Here is a 23,934-nt window from a genome sequence, read left to right as displayed (position 1 = left end):
CCACCCGCTACGACAAACTCGCGATCACCTACCGCGCCGCCGTCACCCTCTGCGCAATTCTCACCTGGCTACGCCGATTGGGAGACACGCCCTAGTCGGGAGCGGCTGGCGGGAGACGACCCGTGGTCCAATCGGGGTCTCCCAACCCCCTTACCCAACATAGTTAAAGCCCCTACATAATGTCGCTGAGCAATTCGTGGCAAACCGGTGCGCAGCAACTCGATTCTGCCACACGGCAGAACTTCGCGAACGATCCCCGTAATCTGCAGGCCGTCGACGGCCCCGCGAATCAACAGAAGAGTGACGGCGACGCCGCAACCTGGCTGCCGAGCAACAAGTCGTACCGGTGCACCTACGTGTCGAGGCAGGTCGAGGTCAAAGCCGCCTACGGGCTGTGGGTCACCCCGCCCGAACACGATGCCATCGTTCGGGTTCTCGGCGACTGCGGCGGCAATGCCGCCGCAGTCGCGGAAGCGGCCCCGTCCACTGAGCCGACACCGGTGGCTCCTGCGCCGGCTCCGGTCGAGGCACCGCCGGCACCCGCACCGTCGAACGTCACCTACAAGAACTGCGCTGCTGTTCGTGCCGCTGGAGCCGCACCGATTCGCGTCGGAGAACCCGGCTTCAGCACCAAGTTCGACGGTGACGGCGACGGTGTCGGCTGCGAATAGCGTCGGTGGCGACACCGTTCTTGACCGAACTCTCACCCAGAACCCGCACTCTGCCTCCACAGCAGGTGCGGGTCTTCTTTTTCGCCGGCTGCGCCAGCAGACGGCGCAGCCGCAATTTCGATGGCCGCAGACATCGCCGTTCGTCTGCCAGACGTCAGAGTCGGCGAAGCCGACCTCGAAGCAACATCGACGCGATCAGGCACCCCCGCCGTCGTCACAGAGCCGTCCGAGCAGGAGAAACGCCATGACTGTCACCCTCACCACGATCGACCCCGCAGCACTGACCTTGCTGGTCCTCCCCGCACGAACGCTTCCGGTCGACAACCTGTGGCAGGCCTACCCCATCGATCTCGGAGAATCCGCTGCAGAGATCGGCGACGCACTCCATGCCGTGGCCTGGCTCAACGACATCACGCCGGACCAGCTCGCCATCGTGGGGGTCGAATTCGCGGATCCGGAGCAGCACAACACCACCGTCACGTTGAGCGGCACCGACCTGGACGCCATGTCCTGGGTGCTCGGCGACGGCGGCATGGCGCTGGAAAGTACAGCCGGCGTGCTCACACAGCTCGAACGCCTCGTCTCGGTCGCCGTACCCGTGTACGCCTGAATGGGCGTGAACGAACTCGACCAGATCGCACACTGACGTTCACGGAGCACAACGAACCCGATCGAAGGACCACCCCCACCGCACGAACCCGCACTCTGCCCCCGGCAGAGTGCGGGTTCTGTTTTTTCCCACACAGACCGGATATCCGCCGAACGCAGTGGCCGCACTGGTGACAGCCGACAAGCACCGCCGTGTCGGCGACAAACTCGATCTGTGCCGCTGTATTTCCGTGCAACAGCCGGTACTACGGATATACAACGGATATCCACAGGCTCTCGCCCACGTGCGGCGGCGCTACGGACGCACTGTGGATGTAGAGCGGCGGGACTACGGATATACACCGGCTACAGAACGGTCACTCCGACTCAAGGCTGCCCACCGAAGCAAGGCATGGCCGATTCCCATGCCGTAAGCCGCTGACCTGGCCGTTCGTCACGTCCAGAATCGCCACCAACGCCCCGCATCACGCACAAAAATACTGTTCCAAGATAGTCGAGACCGACTTTTCAGCGGATAGAAGCGCTCGATTTCGGACAACTGCCGAATACCGAAAAGCAGTACATGTTCTCGCCCTGAATGTGAATGTTCGGACACCAATAAGAGCGGCTCAATTCGCCGATTATGACCCATAAAGAGGTTTCACTGACGTCTCTGATCCACGCGAGATAAACCGAGTCGAAGCGGACAGACGAGATACTCCGCGACACCGAAGAAACAGACTTCTCCGGCGCACGTGGGCACCAGATATTCGATGCGATACCGGTGATCTGGCCGGCGGCCCGGGGGCCGCCGTCGTCCGCAGAAAAGCGCTGCGGCCGCCACCCACGTGCGCCGGAGAAGCCCGCCTGTGACCGTTCCGTCCGCGGCCTGTGGCCGCAGCCGACCCCCGCAGCCCGATGGCTGCGACAGCCCCGAGAAGCGAGACCGACCCAACCTTGCTGTCGTGCGGCCGGCCGGTGAAGCTGGCAGGCCGCACGGGGTCTCGACGAGTCTGTGGAGCGGCCCTGCCGGGCCGTCAGATCCCACTCGCAGCGACCGTTCGCAGCCCTGATCACGCCACCCGCTGAGGCGGGCGGCCGAACCGTGGACGGCCGCCGACGTTGTGACGTCACCGGGCGGCCGGATCACCCCTCGAAGCCGCCTGCGGCGAGGCTTCGGAGCCCGTCGAGCGGGGCTGTGACACGTCTGGGAGATGCCTGCGGCCGGGCGGCTGCGCGCCCGTGACGGTCTGCCGCGAAGAGCTGCGGCAGGCCTGTGCCCGAGGCGGTTGCCGAGGGCGGCACCGCCGGCGCTCACGCGCGGTGAAGACCCTCCGCCACACCGGGGGAACGACAGGGACTTCACTGACCCGGCGAGGGTCGAAGTGGCCTTCGGCCACCGAGGCCTGTTCGCGCCGGGACCGCTCCGGTTCCGTGTTCTCGTGGGGCCCTCACCGATGCCATCTACTCTCTCGGGCGCGCTGACGCGCGGGCATCGGACCCACGAGACCACTGCACCTGCGCGGACGGTGGGGACGGCGGCCGAGGCCGCCTGCTGCTCTGAGATAGAGACCCACCGGGGGACCGCGGCTGACGCCGCGGGCACGGCGTCACCGTGCTGAGACGGACCGCTGGCGCGGCCCGTGTGACCCTGACGCCACCATGGGGTGCAGCCCCGCCAGTCGCTGCGCTCCCAGCGGCTCTGAGACCGCCACAAACCCAAAAACGGGGTTTGCGCCGTCTGCGTCAGGCTCCTGGCTCACAGGGCGCAAGGCGTCACCGCTCCATGCTGGGGAAACGCGACATCGATACCGTCCTTGCGACCACGCGTTCCGGGCGGCTGTCGCCGGTCTGCGACCGGTCGCAAGGACGGAGATTCTGCTATGTTTCCCCAGATCGCCACGGCCGCAACCTCCCGCCGCTAACGCTCTGGGTCGGTTGCTGTGGCTCCACACTAAAAGGGCATAAGGAGTCGTGACGCACGGCGGGTTCCGTTCGCTTCGCTCACTACACCCTTGTTTGCCCGGCAGAGCCGGGACGACCTCCTCGGCTGGTGCCTCGTCGCCACTCGCTGCGCTCGGGTCCTCATCGCCTTCGGCTCTCTCCTCCGGCCGCTGGCGCGCCCTCCCTCGTTCACCTACGTCGACCCCCTGCGGGGTGCCCTGGGGACGCTGCTGCTTCCGTAGCTGGCGGTGCTCGGCGCTAGCGCGCCTGCGACCCGTTCCGGGGCGGTCACTCGCTCGCTCGTGCCCTGTAGCTGATGCTGCGTCCTGCCGGCCCGTATCGCGCCCCTGGCGCGCGTTGCTGTGATGAGCAGGGCCGGAGTCGGGACCGCTGTGGCCGCCCGCAGCACGAGCGGAGTGACCCGGTCCGCGGCGGCCCGACGCTCCCTGGTCGTCGGATGTTCAGGCACTTCACGGTTTCGATCTCGGTGTCCGAGGCGAACCGAGTGAGCCGCCGTGAGGCTTCACTCCAAGCCCAGCCGGCCCCGTGGACCGGTCCGACGAGTCCCCCGGTCTCGCACTGTGGGGTCGGTTCGACGCGGCGGCGGAGGTCTGTCCCGAGACTGGTCCTTGTGACGTCACGGCGCCGCTCGGACGTCGTTCGGCAGCCCTGAGGAGGGCAGGAAGGTCGCCCTTGATGTCCGGTGTCAGTTCGGTTGCCGGACGAGGATCCGCATCCCCGCTTGGCGCGTCAGCGGGGATGCGAGACAGCCCGGAGATTGGCACTCGGAGGGTGCTGCGGGGAGCCCCTCCCACACCTCGGTACCGTCCCGATGCGGGGTGTCGGCATCAGCCGAACTCACGGTGAGCGTGTCGATATTCCGATGCGCTGGGTCGGATCGGGCGGCCGTTTCTGTCGTCCTTCGGACCCCTGGCAGTTGTAGGCCCTTCATGCCCGCACCAAGGGGGGCGGACGCAGTCGATCGAGGCCGATTATCGGGATTGGCGGCGGGACTCGCCAGCTCCCAGTGCGGTCGCCCCGGACCCGACTCTGGACTGTGGCGGACTCGTGCCTGAAGTTACTCCGAATTATTTATCCGCGACTTGATCTAGCGGTTTGCCAATAGATAGTCGGCGTCTTTATTCGGAATATCGTCACGGGGTTGATAATCGTTGGAAGGAAGAGTAGGCGTGTCCACCTTTGAGGGTGGAGCTTCGGCCCGTAAAGAGGCGCGGTGTCTACCTAGCCAAGAATGGTCCAGAGAGCTCGTCACGATATCGCCAGGTCAGCTGAGAAATAACAAGTCGTTGCTATTCTGCCATGGGCCGGGCTCAGCCGACTTTTTCGTTTCGTTTCGTTACATGTAACGAAACGAAACGTAACGTAACTCCGATTTTTGCCAAGACCGCTGTCGAGCCACCCCGCATTCACGCCAGCCCGTCTGGCGAGGTCCGGGCGCACCGTGCCAGAGCGGCCGAGACGCCGGCAAGCCGAACGCGCGGCCGACGCATACTGTCAATGTGGGCTTTACCGAATGAGTTGCTTTCGACGGTTCCGACCAAGCGGGTCCTGTCGGATGCTTTTGAGGTACATGTCGTCGTCCTCGACAGTCTGTGCCGAGGGCATCTGGGAACCGCATGTCACGTCGAGACGTAGGAAGCCAGGAAAGTCATAATCCTGGGCTGGGCACATCATGGCCGCGGCCAAGAAGCGGCGCTTATCATGCGCGGCAGGTTGTTACGTCGATCAGTGGGCACCGCTCTGGGATGCTGAAGCGCGCGGCTACTGGGTGGGTTGTCTGCGAATGAAGTCGGCCATGCCGGGGACTGTGAAGGCGATGCGGCCGTGTTCTGGGGCCCAGATCAAGCCTTTGCGGAGGGCGGAGTCTCTGACGTCGCTGACCCCGGATGGGGTGGAGCCCATGTGGGCGGCGACCGTTCCCGATCGGGGGGTGTCCTCGCCGGTGTCGGCGATGGCGCGCATGTAGCGGCGTTCTCGTTCGGTGGCGCGATTCCATCGCGAGGGAAAGAACCCGTCGTCGAGGTGCCGGCGACCGACGTCGACGGCGAGTTCGGCATCCTCGAGATCGAATGGGGTGGTTCCGGCGACCGTCCAGATGGCTTTACCGTATTCCTGCAGGAAGTAGGGGTAACCACCGCTGGCGTGAACGAGCAAGTCGAGGGCGTCCTCGGTGAACGCACCGCCGTGGCGCTCGACGGGAATCCGAAGGGCATCCGCTGCAGCGCGTGGGTCCAGAGGGCCGATAGTGCTGTAAAGGAACTGCCGTTCGGCATAGGAGCGGGTGTCGGCCAGAACCGCGGACAGGTTCGGCAGACCTGCGCCGATGATGAAGAACGGCCATTCACGTTGGTTGGCGCGATGCTGGACAGCCAATAGCGCGGAGAGCAGGTCGCGGTCCAGGTCTTGCATTTCATCGATGAAGAGCCCGAAAGCACTGCCTCTGGTGTGGAGGGTGGTGGCGATCGTTTCGACGAGTTCTTCGATGTCGAGTTCGATGTCGCCGCTGGCTGCGGCCCGGCCGCCAGCGCTGATATCGACGTGTGCCGGCCCGATCCCCATTCCGAGGGAAAATCCGCGTGCGATGTCGATGAGGGGATCGATCAGTGCTGCGAGCTTGTGCTTTCGACTGTATCGGCGAAGCCCCACGGTCAACTCCTGGGAGAGCTTGGCCCGCACTGCCGCGACACCGGCGTCGTTGGGTCTGGCTTCGATCCCGATGGTCAACCACCCTTGGCGATCGCCGTGCTCGGCGAGTGTATTGAGCAGGGTTGTCTTTCCCACTCCCCGTAGTCCGGTGAGGATCAGTCCGCGGTCGTAGTTGCGTCGTTTGCTGCGGGCGACGAGAAGGTCGAACGCGTCGATCTGAGGGGCACGGCCTTCGAGGGCAGGAGGGCGGAGCCCCGAGCCAGGCTTGAACGGGTTCAGCTCCAATTCCATATCGAGCACTATAGCTGTATATGGAGTAAGTTCCATATACGCCGATACTATGCGATATGCGGTCAAGCTCGTATGCGAGTGCTGCCACAGCCGCGAGCCGAAGGGGAGACGATGGCACGGTCTACCGAGATCGAGCTCGACAAGCGTTACCTCGATTACTTGATTGCCTTCGTGCTGCGGGCACGTCGGGTGAAGGCGCACTCGATGTATCGCGATCTCGAGATGGTGCAGCGGGTTGGACGGGTGGAGCTTCGAGTGGAGAAGGACCCGGACGGTGTGTGGCTGGTGCAGGACCTCCCGCCGGAGGAAGTGGTCGAGTCGGCGGCGGCTCGGTTGCGGCCACTGATTCTTCAAGACGAAGATGCCCACCACGGCAAGATGCTCAATGCCCTGAAACGTTTCCTCAGGGGAGTGACCCTGCCGGACGTTCCTGGCGGTCCACCCACCGATTCCTCGGCATTCTTGGACGGACTCAAGTCGGAGTGGTCAGAGTTCGATTCGAACGGGCGCACGGCCCAGGCGTATTCGGTCCAGTCCGGTCGCTTTTCGGACGGTCGGACGAGTGACGTGCTAGCCGACAATGTCCTGGCCTTTGCCTGGATCTACGGCGACGTGGTGCACTGTGATGCCGAACGACTGCGGGAAACTGAACAGCACGGGGTGAAGGAACGCTTTCGGGCTGCCGCACCACTGGTGTGTCGCCTCATGGAGATGACCGTCTCCACTCTCCACGTCATCGAGTGGCTGCACCGTCATGGTTTGTTGCCGATGCTGCCCGGTGCTGTCTTCGAGCAGGAAGTCGTCGTGGCCGAGACCCGCTTTAGTCAGAAAGCAGAGGTGTACATGGCTCCGGTCGGCACCACTATGCCGGACTCCCTGATATCTGACGATGGCTTCGCGGATCCTGGACCGCAGTGGCAACGGCTCGACTAGCGGCGGAAGGGCAGTGTCGGTCCGATCAGTGTTGTGAGATGTACAAGGTGTGAGTCGGATGAACAACTGGTTCTTTCGGATCTCCGCCCGACCAGCGCCGTCGGTCGTATCGCACCTTGTCGTATATCTGTGGGTCCTCTCGTTTCGGTAGCCCGTCGTGCGCGTCCGCGGAGCTCCACCACCCGCAATAGCGCCAACGGCCATCTCTGAGGTCTGCAACCACAGGGTGCGCGCTACCCATCGGCGGCACCAGATCCCGGGCATTCCAGAGCTCGACTGAGGTCTGGGCCACCAAATCAGGAATCGATCCAGGTTCGGAATAGTGCCATCTCGATCGCCACAAACCGAACATGCCATTCGCCCTTCTTCTATGCGGGCACCGATCTGCCCAGTGGCACAACCAATACCCGGTAGTCAAAGCGGCCAATGCATCAGGAATCAGCCTGAAGTCTGGGTGACGAGCTCTGCATCGCGCAACCGCTCATGGCAAACACCATGATCGCGGTTGGTGGTAGGCGAGATCAGGTGGGCTCACCTTCGGTCTGGCCTTCTCAGACGGACTTTCGCCGCATTTGGCGCTCGTCGGCATCCCGGTGGCGAGATGACTGCTTGTTGCCGCGCTTTCCGCCGCCGCCGATCGATTGCCAATTCGTCGAAGAAGCATAGCGGCTCGAGCTCACCCGTTCCTTGATCTCTGCAGCCGACGATCGTCGGTAAGTAGTTCGTACACCGTCGCTGTCGCATCCGTCACCGTTGCGAGTATCGACAACGTCGACCAGGGGGAAGGTCTTGGCTTCTGTCACAGCGGTCGGCGATTCGCCGGTCTGGAGCCGAACAGGCACGCCGATGTGCGCAGCTAACTCAAGCAGATTGTCGATAGTCAAGCTTTCGAGGCGCTGTGATATCGCGGCGATCAGCGGGGATTTCAAGTCCGCCACGGTCTTGATCTGCGAGTTGGTTCGATTCACATCGCCATCTACATCTGTGTGGTTCTCACTCATCGAGTTGTCGTCCTCAGTTGGAAGGAGCAGCAGGGATCGTTGACATTTGTACCTGTCTCATCGTGCTGGTGAAGGCCTATTCAGCGGATTCGCGTCACGCTGGTGCCTCTTGCTGCACGGGGCAGATGCGTAAGTCTCCACGGTGTACGCCAAGCGGCAGTCCAATGTCGGATACTGCCATGTCAAGCCTGCACTGGCTCCCTGGAGGACGGCCGTCTAGGCAGCTCCTGCTTATTTGAGATAAAACTAGCGCAAAAATATCCGTATTTTGTACGACACCTGCTAAAGTTGAGGAACTTGCTCGCACAAACTCGGAGAAGAGCCGTCATGACGTCGTACGAAGATCTCAGAAACCACGTTGTCGCAACTCAGGGGCTATACCTGACCACCATGGACGAGCTCAAGCTCGCCCATGGCGCGGCGAAGCTCGGCGTCAATATCCGCGCTGGTATCTCTGACCAGCTCAAAAGCTACGGCTTGGGGCATCTGCCGGCCGAACTACCCTCATATCAGTGGGAAGAGGTTCGCCTGTACCAGCTCGGCACTCCTCTCGGAAATGTCATCCGAGCTGTCATCGAACCGAGCGAACCTGGCGACCAAATTCTCATGCAGGTTGTCGACAGCGACGCTCAGCAGGTACTTGCGCAGATCCGCGAACTCGTCTGCGGATAGTCGTCGCAACCGACCCATCTCGACGCCCGCAGTGCGCAGTCCCGAGCATCGATGAACATCGCTCGAGTCGGGGGGGGGGGGGGCTGGTTGCAACAAAGGCCTGATCGGCGCGAAACCTGCGTTGGACACTGCGCGAGCGGGTGGACCCTGCACTTCCGGCGATGCGCAGCACTGAGTAGGCCTGTCAGGCTGGTTCGCCGACTAACTGCTTTACGTTTTGTTTATCATCTTGACGACAGCATCTCGCAAAAGATTTCCGACGCTGTCGTCTTCAAATGGGAGCTGAAGAGGGGAGATTCTCCATTTTTGCTTCTGATTCTCCGTTGAATAAATTTCCCCATCGGTGGATACGACCATGTGATACGTGCGATCCTTGTTGGTGTCGACGTCCGTCTGGTACGAAAGCCCCTGGTAGCTCCTTATAGACCATCCGGTGATTGACTTGTGTGTGCTTTCATTGCGACGGTCGGGACCGCCCTTCCATACCCATGTATACGTCTTGTAAGAACTGGGCCGAACATTCAGACGCTGAGCTGCCTCGATGAACTCTTTGATCTCCGTCTTTTGTTTACGCGTCAATGCGTCTAGCCGCTTTGTCTCAACCGAGTCGTGGTGACTTCTCGCGGCATCCAGCTTGGCCTTTTCCATGGCCTGCACGTGCCTCAGTTTCTGCGCGTCTTCGAAGATGCCCATTTCAAAGCCTCCATCTTAAATAACATATTTTCTGGGATTGTGGCACGTGACGTCACCGGTCGGGTAGTCCCCCGAACGGTGTAACGAGTTCGTCTTAGGTGTCATGGCCTGCGGCTGCGTCGCCGATAAGGAGCCCTTATGTCAAGTTCGGAAGGGCGGCGCGGGGGCCGAATGCGCGATCGCCACTCGTATGGTTTCGACGTCGCGCGTCGTACTCGACAAGTACGAAAATCGAGCTGGCCGGGTTGGAAGTCCAGGCTATTGGGTTCTTCACATGGGGGACAGGTGAATTGCCGCCTCTACGGTTGAATGCTGCGGCCGGTGGCTCATTGTGAGGCGCGGAAGACCTGCCGTTGCAGAAGCTGATCGACGTGTCCGGCGAGTCGGCGGGGTATGTCCCCTCCCCGCACGAGCAATCCCGTCTCGAGGTTGTCACCTGCTGCGCGCCGGGTGATGTTGGCGCTGGTGATCAGGGCGATGGTTCGGTCGATGACAACCACCTTCGCGTGCAGGGCCGCCCCCGATGCGGGTCGCTGGTCCGCAGGCCAGCGCAACCGGTTGACTACGAGACCGGACAGGGCGGTAGCTGGTGCGCCCGAAAAGCTGTGATTGTCGCCGGGGTCCTCGGCCAGGACGGTCAAGGTAACCCCCCGTGCACTCGCCGTGGCCAGCGCAGTTCTCAGTTGGTCGTGCATATGCAGGGCATAGGTGATGAGCAGGATTTCCTGCGTCGCTTCGCCGATCAGTTGAAGCAGTATCTGCTCGGTGCGGCGCGCGTGGATCGCGGTGGTTGTGGGGCCACTGACGACGAGTTCGAGATGAGGGTTGCGCCGGGCATCCTGGTGGGCGTGGGACGCGGCGGCGACGGCTGCTCCGACGGTGATGCCGGCTGGTCCGGGCTGCTGCGACCATGTTTGGAGTAGACGTTGCACGCTCTGCCCGAACGCGGGCGTCGGTATCAGGCTGGGCAGGTGCTGGGCCTGGCTGGCGTGCTCGAGAGGGGCGAGGGCAGCGGCGAGCCGTTCGGCATGTGCTGGTTGCAGGCCGCGTCCGACACTGGCGGCGGTTTCGAGGAGACGCCGAGAAGGAAGTTCCGCATTCACGAGGTCAGGGAGTTCCGATAGTGAAGTACCCGTCGAGGGCCAGTTGCTGCTCGTTCGGGTCGACGGGCACGATCAACCGGCGGTCGAGGAATCGGTTGCCTCGCTCGCAGGTGGTCTCGGACGCGAACAAACATGCGTGGCAGGCTGCTCCGTGCAGGGTGTCCTCGGTGATCAGCGGTGCGTGCTCGGCGCACAGGGGGTCGGACGAACAGCGGCGGGCGTTGGCGAACGCGGCCCGCAGCAGTCGGTCCATTTGAGTGGGGTCTGCGAGGCGGACGAGACCGCCCAGGGTTCCTTCGCTGTCGCTGGCGGCTGTGTAGAGCAGGATGCCTGTCTCGCCGCGTTCGGTGTTGGCGTAGATCCGCTCGGTGATGCTGGCCGAGGAGTATCCGCACTCCAGCGCGATTTCACGGACCAGCAGATGAGACAGGGTATGTAGTAGTAGGTAACGATCTCCTGGCCAGTGATCCTCGGGAACGCCGTCCAGCTGCCGATTGTTGCGCCACCGAGTATGCGCCGTGCGCAGCCGGTTCAGATGTGAGCTGCTTTCCGCTGCCTTCTCCCACGCCTCGATCACCGTGCGCTGTAGTACCAGGAAGATGCCTTCACCGTGAGTGGTGGATGCTGGTACCCAATCCAATTCGGCTCGGCTCAACGGCGCGCGTTGACTGCTGTCGGGCTCACCCCAGTCCGGGGCGTCGACCCGGGTGAACCCGACCATGGCTTTGGTCTCTCGGAGTCGACTCATCTGCACGACCTTCGACACCAGCCCCGTCCACGCATGCGGCGTGGGCACCACATCGGCGGTGAAGTCGGAATCGCGTCGGGCTTTGGTGGGGTCGGTGAGCGCTTCGTATTCCCGGGCGGTCAGATCGACGGGTTCGGCCGGCACGTCCGCCTCACGTTGTTGGCGTGCCTGAATTTCTGCCCAGATCGCCGCGGGGTCGTGTATTCGCAGCGGTGAGAGCTCGGGGATCGTAGTCAAAGCAAAGGTCAAGATTTCGAGTCCGGTGACCTTGGACAAAGGCGCCCAGTGCTTTTCGATCAGGGCAGCCAGTTCGGTGCCCAGCGCCGGAATGTAGAGCGCTTTCGCCAGAAGACTGAACCATTGATTGCTGGCCCCTAGGACCATGGCGCGGACCGGAGCGATACATCCTTTGGGGTCGAACCAACCGAGGTGGGGGTGGCGGGCGCGGCATCCGGGCAGGGCGATGCTGCCCTCCGTCCGGTGGTGTTTCAGGGCGTCACGCATGGTGCGTTTCGCGCCGCACGAGCATCGAATACTGATCTGTGAACCGTAGTTCCCGCCTGGGTCGAGCATCGTCAGTCGACCCTCGCGGCCTTTGCTGCACGCGCCGGCGTAATGGACGTATTCGACGTACGGGAATTCGTCGAGGTGTCCGCCGGTGCAGGCGGTGACGAATCGCGCCGGAACAACGGTCGGTTGTAGGGACTTCTTGCTGCCGGGTGCTGTCGAACGGCAGTCGTGGACGAAGCGAGCTTCGTCGGGGCGGAATTTGTTCTTGTTTTCGAACCGGAACGGGCCGGTGCCTTCGGCGTTGATGCCGGCCAGTAATCGGCAGCTGGTGCAGCGCATCCAGCGCGGGAACGGGCTGACGGGAACCCCCACCCGGTTCGCCTCGGTGTCGTCCTGGTCGGTGCTGTCTTCTCGGTGCGGGGTGGCGCGTAGTTGGCGTACGTGCGGGCCGAGGATTTGCCGGACACGTTGGAGCAGGCGTGGTTCGGTGAGCTCGAAGTCGGTGGCTTGGCGGTAGTCCCAGTAGTCCAAGCCTTGGACCACGACCGACAGATGCGGTAGGTCGACGACGGAGCCGACACCGTCGGAATACAACAGGGCGTTGGGGCGTTGGCTACCCACTCGGCGGAGGTACTTGTCGGTGGGGGGATTGGCGGGCGCGGCGTTCATCGGTCGGGTTCTCCCTCTGTCGCCGGAACCGGCTCCGCGGAGATCAATCCCGCTTCGTCGGCCTCTTCTGTGTCGTCTTCGTCTTCGTCGTTGCTAGGGCCGGGTGCGTTGCCGAATATCCAACCGGGTCGTTCTGCAATCTCGGGTGCGGCCAGGGTGATCAGCATGTTCGTCTCGGGTTCGACCTCGCGCAGCGACCATCCTGCCGACCAGGTACCCCAGCGGCCGACCCCGGAATCGAGAAGCGGGTCGAGGCCCTTCTTATCGCTTGTGTAGGACAGGGCACCGACTTCGAGGCCTTTGCGTCGACGATCCCAGTCGTCCAGCAAGGCGCGACACATCGATTCGACCTCTGCCACTTTGGTGGCATCGCCGAGCACGTCGCCAGCTCGTTCCGCGATCCATTCGACGGCGGCGTCGACGTCGGTGTCGGTGACCGGCACTGCCTGGGCTCCCGGTTCGCTCTCCCAGTCGTCGCGGGCGTGGCGCAGTGCGGCGACGAGTACCGCGGCCAGCCCACGGTCGAGGGCTCGGTCGGCGAAAGGCGTGACCGAGAGCGGTTCCACACGGGCATAGAAGGTTTCGTGGAAGTGGGTGAAGGTTTCCAGGTGCCCTAGGTCTCGGGGCCGGGCCCAGTTGAACAGTGTCACCACCAGGCCTGGTCTTGTGGCGTCTCGCCCGACTCGTGAGGATGCCTGAATGTACTCGGCACTGTTCTTCGGTTGCCCGGTCACGACCATCAACCCGAGCCTCGATACATCCACTCCGACTTGCAACATGCTGGTGGCGAGCAGCATGTCGATGGGTTTGTCCTCCCAGTCGTGCAGCGGAAGGGCATCGAGCGCAGCGCGGGCGGCCCTTGCGGCGGCCGTCTTTCCACCGCCATCGCGCGAGTCCTTTCGGAGCTTCGATACGGTGGCTTTTGCTGCGCTGGAATCGATATCGGGATCGAACGGATTAGCCAGTGCACTGAGCGCTTTGCCGATGTCTTGGCTGTTGATGCGTGCGGTGAGTTCGCGTATTTCCATGTTTCGGCGATCCCGCAGACCGCGCCGAGCCTGTTGCTGCAGCCGGGTGGCGATGTCATCGTCGACCAATCGGCGCATTCCGGCTAGTTCCGTGGTGGAGGAGAAGTAATCGACCAGGGTCATGTAGGGGTCGGCGGCGCGGCCGTGCTCGTCGAACAGCAGCTGGGCGGCCGCCAGTAGCAGTTGCGCGACTCTGATTTGGACTTGCTTGAGGCGTTGACCGTGTGCGCAGACTCCGAGGTATCGGCGGCCGGGATGATCCTCATCAACCGGAATCTGGGTAGAGAAGAAGGTTTCCCCGGCATCGAGGACCGGGGCCGGGAAGATCGCCAGATCCCGATTGAACAGTCCGTGCACCTGTTCCTTGGCTCGACGTACCGTCGCGGTCGAGGCCACGACCTTGGGGCGGATAGTGGTCCCATTGACCGACCATGCGCCGAGGCGGTCCACTGCGGTCTCGTACAGCCCGACCATGGTGCCCAGTGCTCCTGAAATCAGGTGCAGCTCATCTTGAATGATTAGGTCCGGGGGCCGCAATGGCCCGCAGGCCTGCGGTTTGGTCCCGGGACGGGTGCCGCGCTTGGGGTGGCCCCCGTCTTTGCAGTCCGTTTTCGGAGTCAGATCCGGGTGCCGGTACCCGTGGCGTTCACACCAGGACGACGTCCGACCGAACAGCAAACCGGTCTGTCCGCGCAACGGGAGCTGCGCGAATTTGTCGACGGTTCCGATCACCAAACTTGGTGCGAGCCGAAAGACCTCTTCGTCGACCGTCACGACGGGCAGCCCCTCGCCCCAGGAATGCGATTGCTTGCGGGAGAACGCGCACAGTCCGTCGGGGTCACCGCACCACACCAACACCCGGCGGCGGGAGTCGTCGCACTCTGCGTCCTGCCCAGGCTCGATGGCTCGCCCGCACCATGGGCAGGCCAGAACCTGGATTGGATTCGAGGCCCCGGCACCGGCATATCGGTTGCGCATGGCTTCGAGCGCTGATTTCGCCTGGTCGTACCAGTTAGGGGTGACCTTGGATCCGACCCAGAGCCCGATCCGGAACGGTTCTTCTCCCCACGGGTTGACCGGCCCGCCGACGCGTTGCACCTCGACGGCGGTGCGGCGCAGGTGCTCGGCGGCGCAGATGAGGGTCGCGGCGCGCTGGAACTGTTGGGCGGTGAGAAGCCGCAGCGTGTAGCGCATGAGGACTGCCACGCCTGCTCGTCCATCGCGCGCGTCGTCGCCGTCGCCAATAACACCCTGGAGCCGGCGTATCGCGAGTGTGAACGCAGTGAGACCGAGATAGGCTTCGGTTTTTCCGCCGCCTGTGGGGAAGAACAGCAGATCCGCCAAACCAGGCCCGTTCGCTGCGCCGGCCAAGGCGCGGTCCAGATGCTCTGGATCGGTCAACGACGGGAGATTGAGCAGTACGAATGCCAGCTGGAACGGTCGCCACGACCGCCTCCGGGGCTCGTCGACCAGAGCTGATGCGGCGGCGAGCGTAAGGGCGGAGTTCTTGGCGCGTTCGGTAGCAATTTCGGTGTGCTCACGCTGCATGGCCATCGTCAAGTTCGTGAATTGCCATGCCTGCCAGGCGATGTCGTTGTCTTCGAGCAGGTCGATCCCAGCCGCGATCCGTCGTGCCGCGGTCCGTGCCGCGGTGAGATGACTGCGAGCTGCAACGTCATGCCCGGCCAACGTTTGGTCCGTCGTCAGGCGCGCGTCCTGCTGGTCCAACCAATTCAGATATCCGTCGGCCAGCGGGCGCAGAGCCGCTAGAACCTGTGCGCGGGGCGCGGTCGCCAAGGTCCGCATGTCGACCTCGAGACCTGCGAGCTGCGGTACCTGAGCGGGGATCGGGGCGACGGTCTGCTCTACCTCATACGCGGGCATGTTGGTGGTGGCAACTTGCCATGCGCAGTGCTCGTCGGCGCGCCGAGCCACGTCGACTCCGGCGTTGCGGCCGACCGCGAATTGCCGGGCGTGGCGATACAGCATCGTCAAGCCCTGCAGCTCCAGATCCGCTACCGGCGCGGTGTCGTCGGCGACGACGTGTGAAGGATCGTTGTGTGGCAGGAACACCGCCCCTGCTCCGTCGAGAGCAGTCACCTGTACGCGGACCTGGAAAATTTTCGCAGCGTCCTTACGGTCTGGTAACTCCGGTTGAGCGTTGACGATCGCCACATCAACGACCCGGCACGCAGTTTGTAGCCGGCAATGGGCACGCACCAGCACTCCAGGCTGATTCCGATCAGGGATCTCGGTCGATTCGGCTGCAGTGACGTCCAGATCGAATGCGCCCCCTGCGGCCTCGCGTCGCCACACGAGCCGGGGTACCCCGCCGTCGGTGACGTCGCCGGCGGACTCACCTTGTACGTATCGCCCCCACGAGGCGGTGATACGCACCGATGTGGCGTCCACCGGCAGGCTGAAAGACAGACCCAGTGAGGCCGGGGCCATTGACCCCGCTGCTGCGGCCGCGGTGACTTCGGCTGCTCCCTCTCCGGAGCCGTCGTCGCTGGCCGTGTCATCGGTGGTCTCCGCGTCCAGCGACACACGCGCCGGCGACAGGACTCCGAGGATGTACCGCTCTGACGGGATGGTGCCGGCGGGTAGCTCCTCCATCTCGCCTGCCCACGGGCCGAGCAGATCCCGTACCAGAAACCGTTCGAGTTCGGCGCGGACCTGACGCGAGGTCCATTCATCCGACTCAGATGATTCCAGTGTCGTCTTGTCGGTGTGAGCCTGCCCAGTGGGCGTGGCCTCGATGTTCATACGTCCTCATCAGTGTCGAACAATGCGTTCTCCGCGGGTTTCGGTGTGGCTTTGATACGGCCCTTGCTGCGGAGGGGCGACATGGTCAAAGCAGCTCTCTCTTCGGCATAGCGGGTTTGGTTGAGTTCCAATAACCGATCAACCAGCTCCAGCCGCGCCGCCGGTGACGCGGACCAACGGACGCCTTGGCGGGTGTCGTAATGGTCGTGGTCCAAGGGCAGATCATCCCACCCGTAAGCAGTGAGCACAGCTTCGTCAATGTTCACATGCAGTGCACGTAGGTGGGTAACCTCGATATCAGCAACGGCAGGGTCGTGAATGAGGTTGTAGGTGTCAGTCAACCCGAGCTGGCGTTCTGACATGAACTTACGACGGTCACGATCAAACGCTTCGCCAACAGCGCGCATTCGATCGGTAGAGGTGGGACGCGGCAGAGTCTCGAAGACATCGGACGGGGTGTAATTGATTCGGGATTCGAGTGTTGATGAATACTTGATTGCCCACCAGTAGTGCGGTGCACTCGACAGCAGCGCGAGGTCTGCCATGTCTTCCGTCGCAAAGATTGCTAGTCTGTGCGCGAATACTTGGCCAGTCGGTATCCGTACGGGCATGACGACTTTGCTCACCAGCGTAATTGCGAGAACGTGCGACATGCCCTCGATCGCTTTGTAAAGACCCGGGGCGTGTTCGGCATAACGCCACCAATAACGCTTGCGGCTTTCTCGATTGTTTTGGTCCCGAACTGGTTTCACCAATTCGCGAACAATCTCGTAACAGTCGGGATATTGTCTGGCTTGTTCCTCTGTCCAACCAAAAAAGTTTATGGCCCAGCGGCTTCCGCTTGTATCTGGTCTTGTATTCAAGTCTTCGCCGTTTATATAGGGAAAGAGCACATCCGTACTGCGTTGATCGCTTCGGATCAGTTCTTGTGCCGCGTCATGGCTCATGGTGAACCCTAAGCCGTCGACCTTAGAACCGGAGAACGCAAGTCCACGGTTCGCGGTCAAACGGAAAGGATTGCCAGTAGCGCGGCCGAGGGGATCGAGGCTTGGTGTAATCCCCTGTGTAAGTAAACCATCCGCGTTCGCGCGAACGCCACTGGTTCGACCGCGACGGGACGCCCAGACGACACTATATTGAAGATTTGCACCCTTGGTCGGCCACTTCTCGCTCTTGACCGCGGCATACACATCCCAATCGTCAGCAGCGATCTGGTCGAGGCCGATCTCGCGAGTGTCGCCCTGCGCGACAGTATTGGTGGCGATGAGGCCGAAGCTTCCCGAAGCATTGCATAAATAGGTCGCCGTCAAGAACATATACGCAATCAGATCGGCGTTCCCTCGGACGCCACGTCCGACGGCGCGGACCAAATGTTCTCTGTATGGCGCACCAAAGGCACCCGTCAGCTTTGATCCGCCGAGAAAAGGTGGATTGCCGACGACGGCGTCGAACCCTGTCTGCGGTGAGGTGAACACTTCGGGAAAAAGCAGCGGAAAATGCGCTGGACGACGGACTTGACCGCCCTCCTCCGTCAGGGAAAATCGAGCTTCTTCCTCGAATCTTGTCCATGCTGTGCCACTGCCAGAGCTGCTTGTGGCGAGCCCAAAACCAGCGGCGACCGAGCCGTAATTTCCCGGTGCCCCACCGGATAAGCTTGCACCGGACAGTGCGTCCGCCAGCACGGCAAACCGCCGTGTCAACTCCCCAGATTCAACGAGAAGACGGGTTTTGTGCTCAGCGGAATGGCTGTCGATGAGTTCGACGTCGGAAATTCTTTGCCTCAGCACGGCTGCTTCCTTAAGCAGACCAGGCACATCGGCGGTGTAGGCAGCGATCTGCTCGTGACTGCGCGCAGCGCGGCCCCCACGAGGGTCGAGATGCATCTCCAAAAGTTGATCAGGGCTCGTCAACCCGAGGAGGCTGTCTCCGACAGCGAGGCGGTCGTCGAGGAACCCGAACGGGCGGTTGCGATCAAGAGTCACTAACCAGAGGGAGAGCTTCGCCATCTCCAGGGCCATCGGGTTGATGTCGACGCCGTAGATGCAATGGTCGAGAATCTGACGGCGGGCATCAATGATCGCCTGCTCGTCGTCCACCTCGACACCTGTCTGTATTGGTTCGTGGATACGTCGGGCGTCGAGGAGTCGGTCGGCGAGATACCGGGTGGCTGCGACGAGGAATGCGCCGCTGCCGGCGGCAATGTCGACGACCTTGACTGCGAGGATCTGCTCCGGTGTTCGAATCTTCCATACGGCCTCGTCCTCGGTGTCGAGCGGTCCTGGTGATTTCACGAGTGGTTCGAGGGTGCGGGCGACGACCTGTTCCGCGAGGGCTCTGGGGGTGTAGACGGCACCAGTGTGTGCACGTAGGTCACTGTCGGTGAGGTAGAGGCTGCCCGGTGAATAGATGACGGGGAGGTCGCGGGGGTCACGGCGTAGCAGACCCGCGAACGGCAAGATAGCGTTGGCTGTGAGCTCGTCCCCACCACACGCTTCCAACACTGCTGTCCATGCGGTGACGGACGCGGCACCGCTAGGTGTGGCAAGAGATTTTTTGATTGCCGCGGAGCTGCGGCTTCCACCTACCTCTTTGATCTCACCCGACAGCCACGCTGCAAAGGTTTCGATGCCCTTCTCGAAATGACCGATCACGGCGGTCAGTGCGATCTCCGGGCCGTCCTTTTCGCCCTTGCTGTCACCGGCGATGCCCAGAATCCAGTCGGGGGCGCGGCGGGCATCCTGATCGAGCAAACCTTCGTAGACGTAGCCGATCTGTTCGACATCGAGCACCCGGAAGGAGACGCGGCGGCGCTCACCGGCGAACCTCAACCATTGCAATGCTTCGAGGGCACGTAGCAGGGTGCGATCGTCGATAGGGAGCGGGTCGCAGTCGTCGAGGCTTGTGTCGGCGTCGCGCCGGCCTTCGAGCCACGGAAACCGGTCGGGGTCGAAGAGACTGCCGCCGTAGCCCGGCAGTGCGAGTTGCTCGTGGCGGGCACCGCGGTGGACCGCCCGGAATGCGCCGAGGAGGCGGTGCCAGGCGGCGCTGGAGCGCTCCAAGGTGTCTTCGCCAACGTCGCTGGCATGCTCTCTCAGCTGCCCCGCGAGGGTGCTGATGGCGTAGCCGTCCGCGTAGGTGTTGTCGTCGACGGGGAGCAGTCCGCGTTCTTCGGCGTAGAGCAGGAATACCAAGCGCATCAAGACGGTGACTGCGCCCTGGTACACCTCGGCCGGTTCGACCGCAGCAGGTAACAGGGTCTCGCCGTGCTGTGTCTTGTGGTTGGCATCGAGTCGTCCAATGCACGCCACCAGCATCTCTACGACCGCCCGGGACTGCTCGGAGAGCCGGGTGGTGATCTCCTCTTGGCGGTCCATGCTGGCGGCGAGCAACGCGGGCAAGGTGTGCTCGTCGGGGACGCCGAAGAATCGAAGCCGGCCTAGAAGCGCTGCGAAGGCCTTGAGAGTGTCCGGTTCGTCGAACCAGGTGTGCCGGGTCCAGGTGGCGGTCGTGGTGGCTCCGCCTTCGGGTGCGCAGACGAGTGTCCATTCGGTGCCGTCGGTGACCAGACCGAGAGGGACCTTGTGTGCTCGCAGCACGTGCGCGAGCCGATCGACCGGGCTCGCCGGCCATTTTTCAGTACCGGTGATGGAGCGAGCGCTCGCACGTACGCCAGGATCGACGACCATTCCCAACAGCAGCGGCTGCAAGGCTGGGTTTTCAGGGTTGCTCACCAAAGCAAGGTCGGGGCGAACTTCGATTCCGAACTCGGCGACTCGGGTATTCAAAGTGGAAGGCACATGGCCGGCACCGAGGTGATTTGCCTTCCATCCTAAGAAGGTGACCAGCACGTGGCGGATGAAGGCGTCGCGGGTACCGGGGCTGGCGTCGAGGGCGCTGCTGGCGTCCCGTAGTGCGGAGACGGCGTCCTTGTCCACTGCCGGTAGCCCACCCGGCCAGACATCCATAGCTACCGGTGCGGCCAGGAATGGGCCGTCGACGGCGAGAAGCTCCAGCCATTCGGTGGGATTCGAGTTGGTTCTGGTGCGTGGGGGGCGACGGCGGGTGGGGGTCATCTGGCCTTCCTCGCGGGAACGAGGTGCACGACAGCTGCAGGGAACCACAGCATTTGCACGGAGGTGTACCGGCGGGCGATCGAGGCGAGTTCGGCGTCTCGTTCAGCGGGTAGAGAGTCCAGGCGTTGGCGCCAGGCTGCACGGTCCGCGGTGAGTTGATTGCGTTCGTCCGGGTCGAGGTCGGCGAAGGACAACTGCTGGCTCTCGTGTTGCTCTGCGAGGGCATTTCGCAACGACTTTTCGAACCCCGAAAGCAATGCGGCCGTGCGGTCGTGCTCGTCCATTTGCCTCTTCGCGAGAGACTTTCCCAGTGACGTTTCTCGTTCCTTGGCGCGGGCTGTGATCGCCGCTTCGAGGTTGCCGGACACTTTCGGCCAACTCTGCGTGAGGTCGTTCTTATTGACGGCGCTGCTGTCGCGTGGGGAGGAGGCCGGGCCGAGGGCTGCATCAAGAAGGTCGGCGAGGGCGGTGACTCCAAGGCGGGAGAATGAGCTCCCGCGGACCCAGCCGCCGGCCGCAAACAATTCCTCGTGCAGTCGTTTTCCATCTGCTCCGACGAGAACGAGACGCGAATACGCCGCCAACATCGGGTCGGTGAGTCGGGGGTCGTCGACAATGAGGCTCGCTGCCCGTTCGAGGTGGCCTGCCCCCCATACTTCGGCGCGAAGCAGCCGGGTGGCCATTGCGACAAGGGGGTGATTGAGATGGGTGAGGACAATATCGTCGCGTTTAGCGGCGATCGATGCGTCGAAGCTGATCGGTCGGGCGCCGTAGTCGCGGTCGACGAGGTCGGCGGTGGTTCGGGCCCACGATCCGGTCAGCGGCGGTACTCGCCACACTGTCCGGCCGGCCTGTTCGTCGAGGTGTGGTTGTAGTGCGGATTGGCGGCCCAGTTCGAGACCGACTCGGACGACGCGTTCGACATCGGCAGGGGTGCTGTGCAATTCGTGCGCCGATTCGGCCAAGGTGGCACGCAGCCGGTCGGCCTCGGCGCGCAGGGTTCGCTCCACCTTCAGGGCGTCGCGGGTGGCAGACTTCGGTTGGACCGCCTCGATATTGAAGGCACGGTCGGAGCCTCCGAGCATGCGTCGCTCTACAGCTGCGGCCAACACCGGATTGACGCTGCCGAGGTCTTCGCGCATGGTTGCGACCTTTACCGCGACTCGGGTAAGGAAGTCGAGGTCTGCCTCTGCGCTTTCGGGTGGTGCGCTCTTCCAGTGCGATCCGACGAAGTGGCGGATCTCGGGTCGGTGGGTTTGTCCGTACCTGTCGATGCGGCCGGCGCGTTGTTCCAGCCGGTTGGGATTGAACGGGATGTCGTAATTGATCAATCGGTGGCAGTGAGCCTGGAGGTCGATGCCCTCGCTTGCTGTGTCGGTTGCCAACACGATACGTACCGGATGCATGCGTGGTGGCTTTTGGAAGTCGCCCTTGATGCGTTCGCGTTCGTCTTCGTCCATGCCGCCGTGAAGCAGCTCAAGGCGTCCTGCGGCGGCGAGGTCGTAGGTTGCGAGCAGATCAGCGAGCCAGCGTTGGGTGTCGCGGTACTCGGTGAAGATGACGACGCGTTCGTCGTTCCATTGCCCGTCTGTTTTGCATACTTGGTCGAGGTACGTAAGCAACGCCTTCGCCTTTGCGTCGCTGTCGAGTCCGTGTTCGCCCACCCATGCTTCGAGCTTGCCGAGCAACTCACGCTCAGCGGGGCCTGGTTTGCCGGCGGCGGTGGTCGCGGCATCGGCCGCGGCGTCCTCCGCCTCGTTCAGCGCGTCGTCGTTGGACCATTCGCCGTACACCAACTCCGCTTGCCGATCGCCGACCCACTCGGTGTCGATGTCCGCTGCCTCAGATGTACGTGTGACTGAGTTCAGGTGGAGCGTCATTGTGCGGGTGAACGCTGCGGGACTGGAGAACAACCGCTTCTTCAGTAGTAACGTCACTAAATCGGCTGCTTGACCTGCACCTTGCAATTGTTGCTTCGCGAGTCGTGTACGGCGAGCTGTGGTGTACTCCCGCAGCACGGAGTGGACGTCCCGTTCATGTGGCGGGTAGTCGACTGTTATTTCCTCCACCAACCGCTCTGGGTACAATGCGGTTCCGTCGGGTTTGGTCAGTTCGGATTTCAAGCGTCTGATGAGAACTTGTTTAAGGGCCGCCGGGTCCGGCGGCACACCTCGGGCGAACCGCTGCGGGTCCAGCATAGCCAGGAGAGCGGTCCACGACTCGGCGTATCCGTTGTGCGGGGTCGCGGTCAGGAACAATCGGTTCTCGCTGTGCGTCGAGAGACGCGATATTGCTCGTGTCTGCTGGCTGTCGACGGCGTACTTCCCTTTGCCAGGAGGCGCGCAGTGGTGCGCTTCGTCAACTACGAGCAAGTCGATTGCTCGCGGACGGGCGGGGCCGTCATCACCCAAAACTTCTTCGAGAAGACGCTGACACCGAGCACCGCGCAGCCACGACAGGCTGACGATCGTCAAAGGGTGTACCCGAAAAGGGTTGGCGTGCAGACCACGTTCGCGGCGGACCCTACGCACCTCAGCCGTGTCCACGATGTGAAAGCCCAACCCAAAACGGGCCGCCATCTCCTCATGCCACTTCACCGTCAACGGTGCCGGACAGACGATCATCACACGGCGGGCGCGCTGACGCAGCAGTAATTCCTGAACTACCAACCCAGCTTCGATCGTCTTACCGAGGCCAACGTCATCGGCGACAAGTAGATTTACCCGAGGCATCGTCAACGCGCGTGTCACGGGTTCGAGCTGGTAGTCCTCGATCGCAATGCCAGCACGAAAGGGTGCTTGCAGCACCGTCGTTTCCGCATTCGTCACTGCGCCCCAACGAAGTGCATCCAGAAACGCACCCAACGTCGCCGGGTCGTCGAACTTCCCGCGCGTGAGATCGGGGAGAGTGGCGGCGTCGAGAACTTTACGTCCAGCCTCTAGTTCCCACAGCACCCGAAGTTCGTCTCCCAGCCCGTCGTCTTCCACGCTGGACAGGGTGACGAGGGTTTGCCCCTCGCCGACGGTGGTCGACTTGACGTCGAAAGGTAGCGCCGTAGGAGCTACGTCGGTGACCACCCAATGACGGCTCCGCACCCGCACTAGTTGACCAAGGACGGGTAGCTTGTTCGAGCTCAGCATGGTGCTCACGACGCCACTCGCCTTCGGTTGTTCTATTACTTAGTCCGTTGAAACATATATGAAGCCGTGGCCCGCGCCGTGGCTCTTTGCTATGTGAGTCACTCTTGTCTTCAACGACGTCTTCCACTGGTTCTTCGAATCTCTTCCAGACCAGCGTCAACGGTCGTAACGCACCAGTGGTAGATCTGCGGGTCACCCGTTTCGGTAACTCACCGGTGCATCTCCGAAATTTTCTCAGCCGCCGCAATAGTTGCGACGACCCACCCTGAGCTCCGCGACCCTAGGGTGTGTGGCAACCCATCGAAGACGCTAGATTCCGGGTATGTATTAGCCTGAGCGAAGTCTCAGCCGCCAGATCGGGATTGAGCCGAGCTAGCGGTAGCGCCCTACCGAACGCCACAGTGCGCGCCGCGTCAGAAAGCAGGCCGGGATCCTGC

The 23,934-nt window shown here is 62.7% G+C and carries 11 protein-coding genes and 1 pseudogene; 4 read left to right on the top strand and 8 right to left on the bottom strand.

The genetic code is table 11. The features are described 5' to 3' along the window. Positions 1-173: 173 nt before the first annotated feature. Positions 174-671, top strand: a pseudogene (locus ACIGGF_RS15890) (excalibur calcium-binding domain-containing protein); the annotation flags it as partial. Between the two features lie 244 nt (positions 672-915). Further along, complete coding sequence (locus ACIGGF_RS15885; protein ID WP_377449700.1) at positions 916-1,281, top strand: hypothetical protein; 366 nt, start codon at positions 916-918, stop codon at positions 1,279-1,281. A gap of 3,704 nt (positions 1,282-4,985) precedes the next feature. Here ACIGGF_RS15885 and ACIGGF_RS15880 read toward each other — a convergent pair. Then, entirely contained in the window at positions 4,986-6,161 is a 1,176-nt protein-coding gene (locus ACIGGF_RS15880) for an ATP-binding protein (RefSeq protein ID WP_283347924.1), read from the bottom strand. Between the two features lie 111 nt (positions 6,162-6,272). On the opposite strand from ACIGGF_RS15880, the gene ACIGGF_RS15875 reads away from it, so the two are divergent. Continuing rightward, entirely contained in the window at positions 6,273-7,094 is an 822-nt protein-coding gene (locus ACIGGF_RS15875) for a hypothetical protein (protein WP_397522195.1), read from the top strand. A gap of 551 nt (positions 7,095-7,645) precedes the next feature. Here the strand turns inward: ACIGGF_RS15875 and ACIGGF_RS15870 are convergent. After that, positions 7,646-8,095 carry a hypothetical protein gene (locus ACIGGF_RS15870; protein WP_283347922.1) on the bottom strand — a complete coding sequence of 150 codons (450 nt, stop codon included), beginning with the start codon at positions 8,093-8,095 and terminating at the stop codon, positions 7,646-7,648. A gap of 327 nt (positions 8,096-8,422) precedes the next feature. Between ACIGGF_RS15870 and ACIGGF_RS15865 the strand changes: the two genes are divergently transcribed. Beyond that, positions 8,423-8,767: a hypothetical protein gene (locus ACIGGF_RS15865; protein ID WP_283347921.1), complete on the top strand. Its 345-nt coding sequence runs from the start codon at positions 8,423-8,425 to the stop codon at positions 8,765-8,767. Positions 8,768-8,977: 210 nt separating this feature from the next. On the opposite strand, the gene ACIGGF_RS15860 is transcribed toward ACIGGF_RS15865, so the two are convergent. From ACIGGF_RS15860 to drmD, 6 genes are all read right to left on the bottom strand, one after another. Beyond that, positions 8,978-9,460 (bottom strand): hypothetical protein, encoded by a 483-nt coding sequence (locus ACIGGF_RS15860; protein ID WP_283347920.1) that lies wholly within the window; start codon positions 9,458-9,460, stop codon positions 8,978-8,980. Between the two features lie 326 nt (positions 9,461-9,786). Next, positions 9,787-10,563, bottom strand: a complete 777-nt coding sequence (gene drmC, locus ACIGGF_RS15855) for a DISARM system phospholipase D-like protein DrmC (RefSeq protein ID WP_283347919.1) — start codon at positions 10,561-10,563, stop codon at positions 9,787-9,789. 4 nt (positions 10,564-10,567) lie between these two features. Further along, on the bottom strand, positions 10,568-12,490 hold the full coding sequence (drmB, locus tag ACIGGF_RS15850; protein WP_283347918.1) for a DUF1998 domain-containing protein: 1,923 nt from the start codon (positions 12,488-12,490) through the stop codon (positions 10,568-10,570). Then, positions 12,487-16,284 carry a DISARM system helicase DrmA gene (gene drmA, locus ACIGGF_RS15845; RefSeq protein ID WP_283347917.1) on the bottom strand — a complete coding sequence of 1,266 codons (3,798 nt, stop codon included), beginning with the start codon at positions 16,282-16,284 and terminating at the stop codon, positions 12,487-12,489. The genes drmB and drmA overlap by 4 nt, the downstream gene beginning before the upstream one ends. Beyond that, positions 16,281-20,357 (bottom strand): Eco57I restriction-modification methylase domain-containing protein, encoded by a 4,077-nt coding sequence (locus ACIGGF_RS15840; RefSeq protein ID WP_283347916.1) that lies wholly within the window; start codon positions 20,355-20,357, stop codon positions 16,281-16,283. The genes drmA and ACIGGF_RS15840 overlap by 4 nt, the downstream gene beginning before the upstream one ends. Then, positions 20,354-23,497 carry a DISARM system SNF2-like helicase DrmD gene (drmD, locus tag ACIGGF_RS15835; protein ID WP_283347928.1) on the bottom strand — a complete coding sequence of 1,048 codons (3,144 nt, stop codon included), beginning with the start codon at positions 23,495-23,497 and terminating at the stop codon, positions 20,354-20,356. The genes ACIGGF_RS15840 and drmD overlap by 4 nt, the downstream gene beginning before the upstream one ends. Between the last annotated feature and the right edge of the window lie 437 nt (positions 23,498-23,934).

This window comes from Rhodococcus sp. NPDC078407 (assembly GCF_044542515.1).
In the GTDB taxonomy this organism is placed as follows: Bacteria; Actinomycetota; Actinomycetes; order Mycobacteriales; family Mycobacteriaceae; genus Rhodococcoides.
This window is presented reverse-complemented; position numbering and strand designations above follow the sequence as displayed.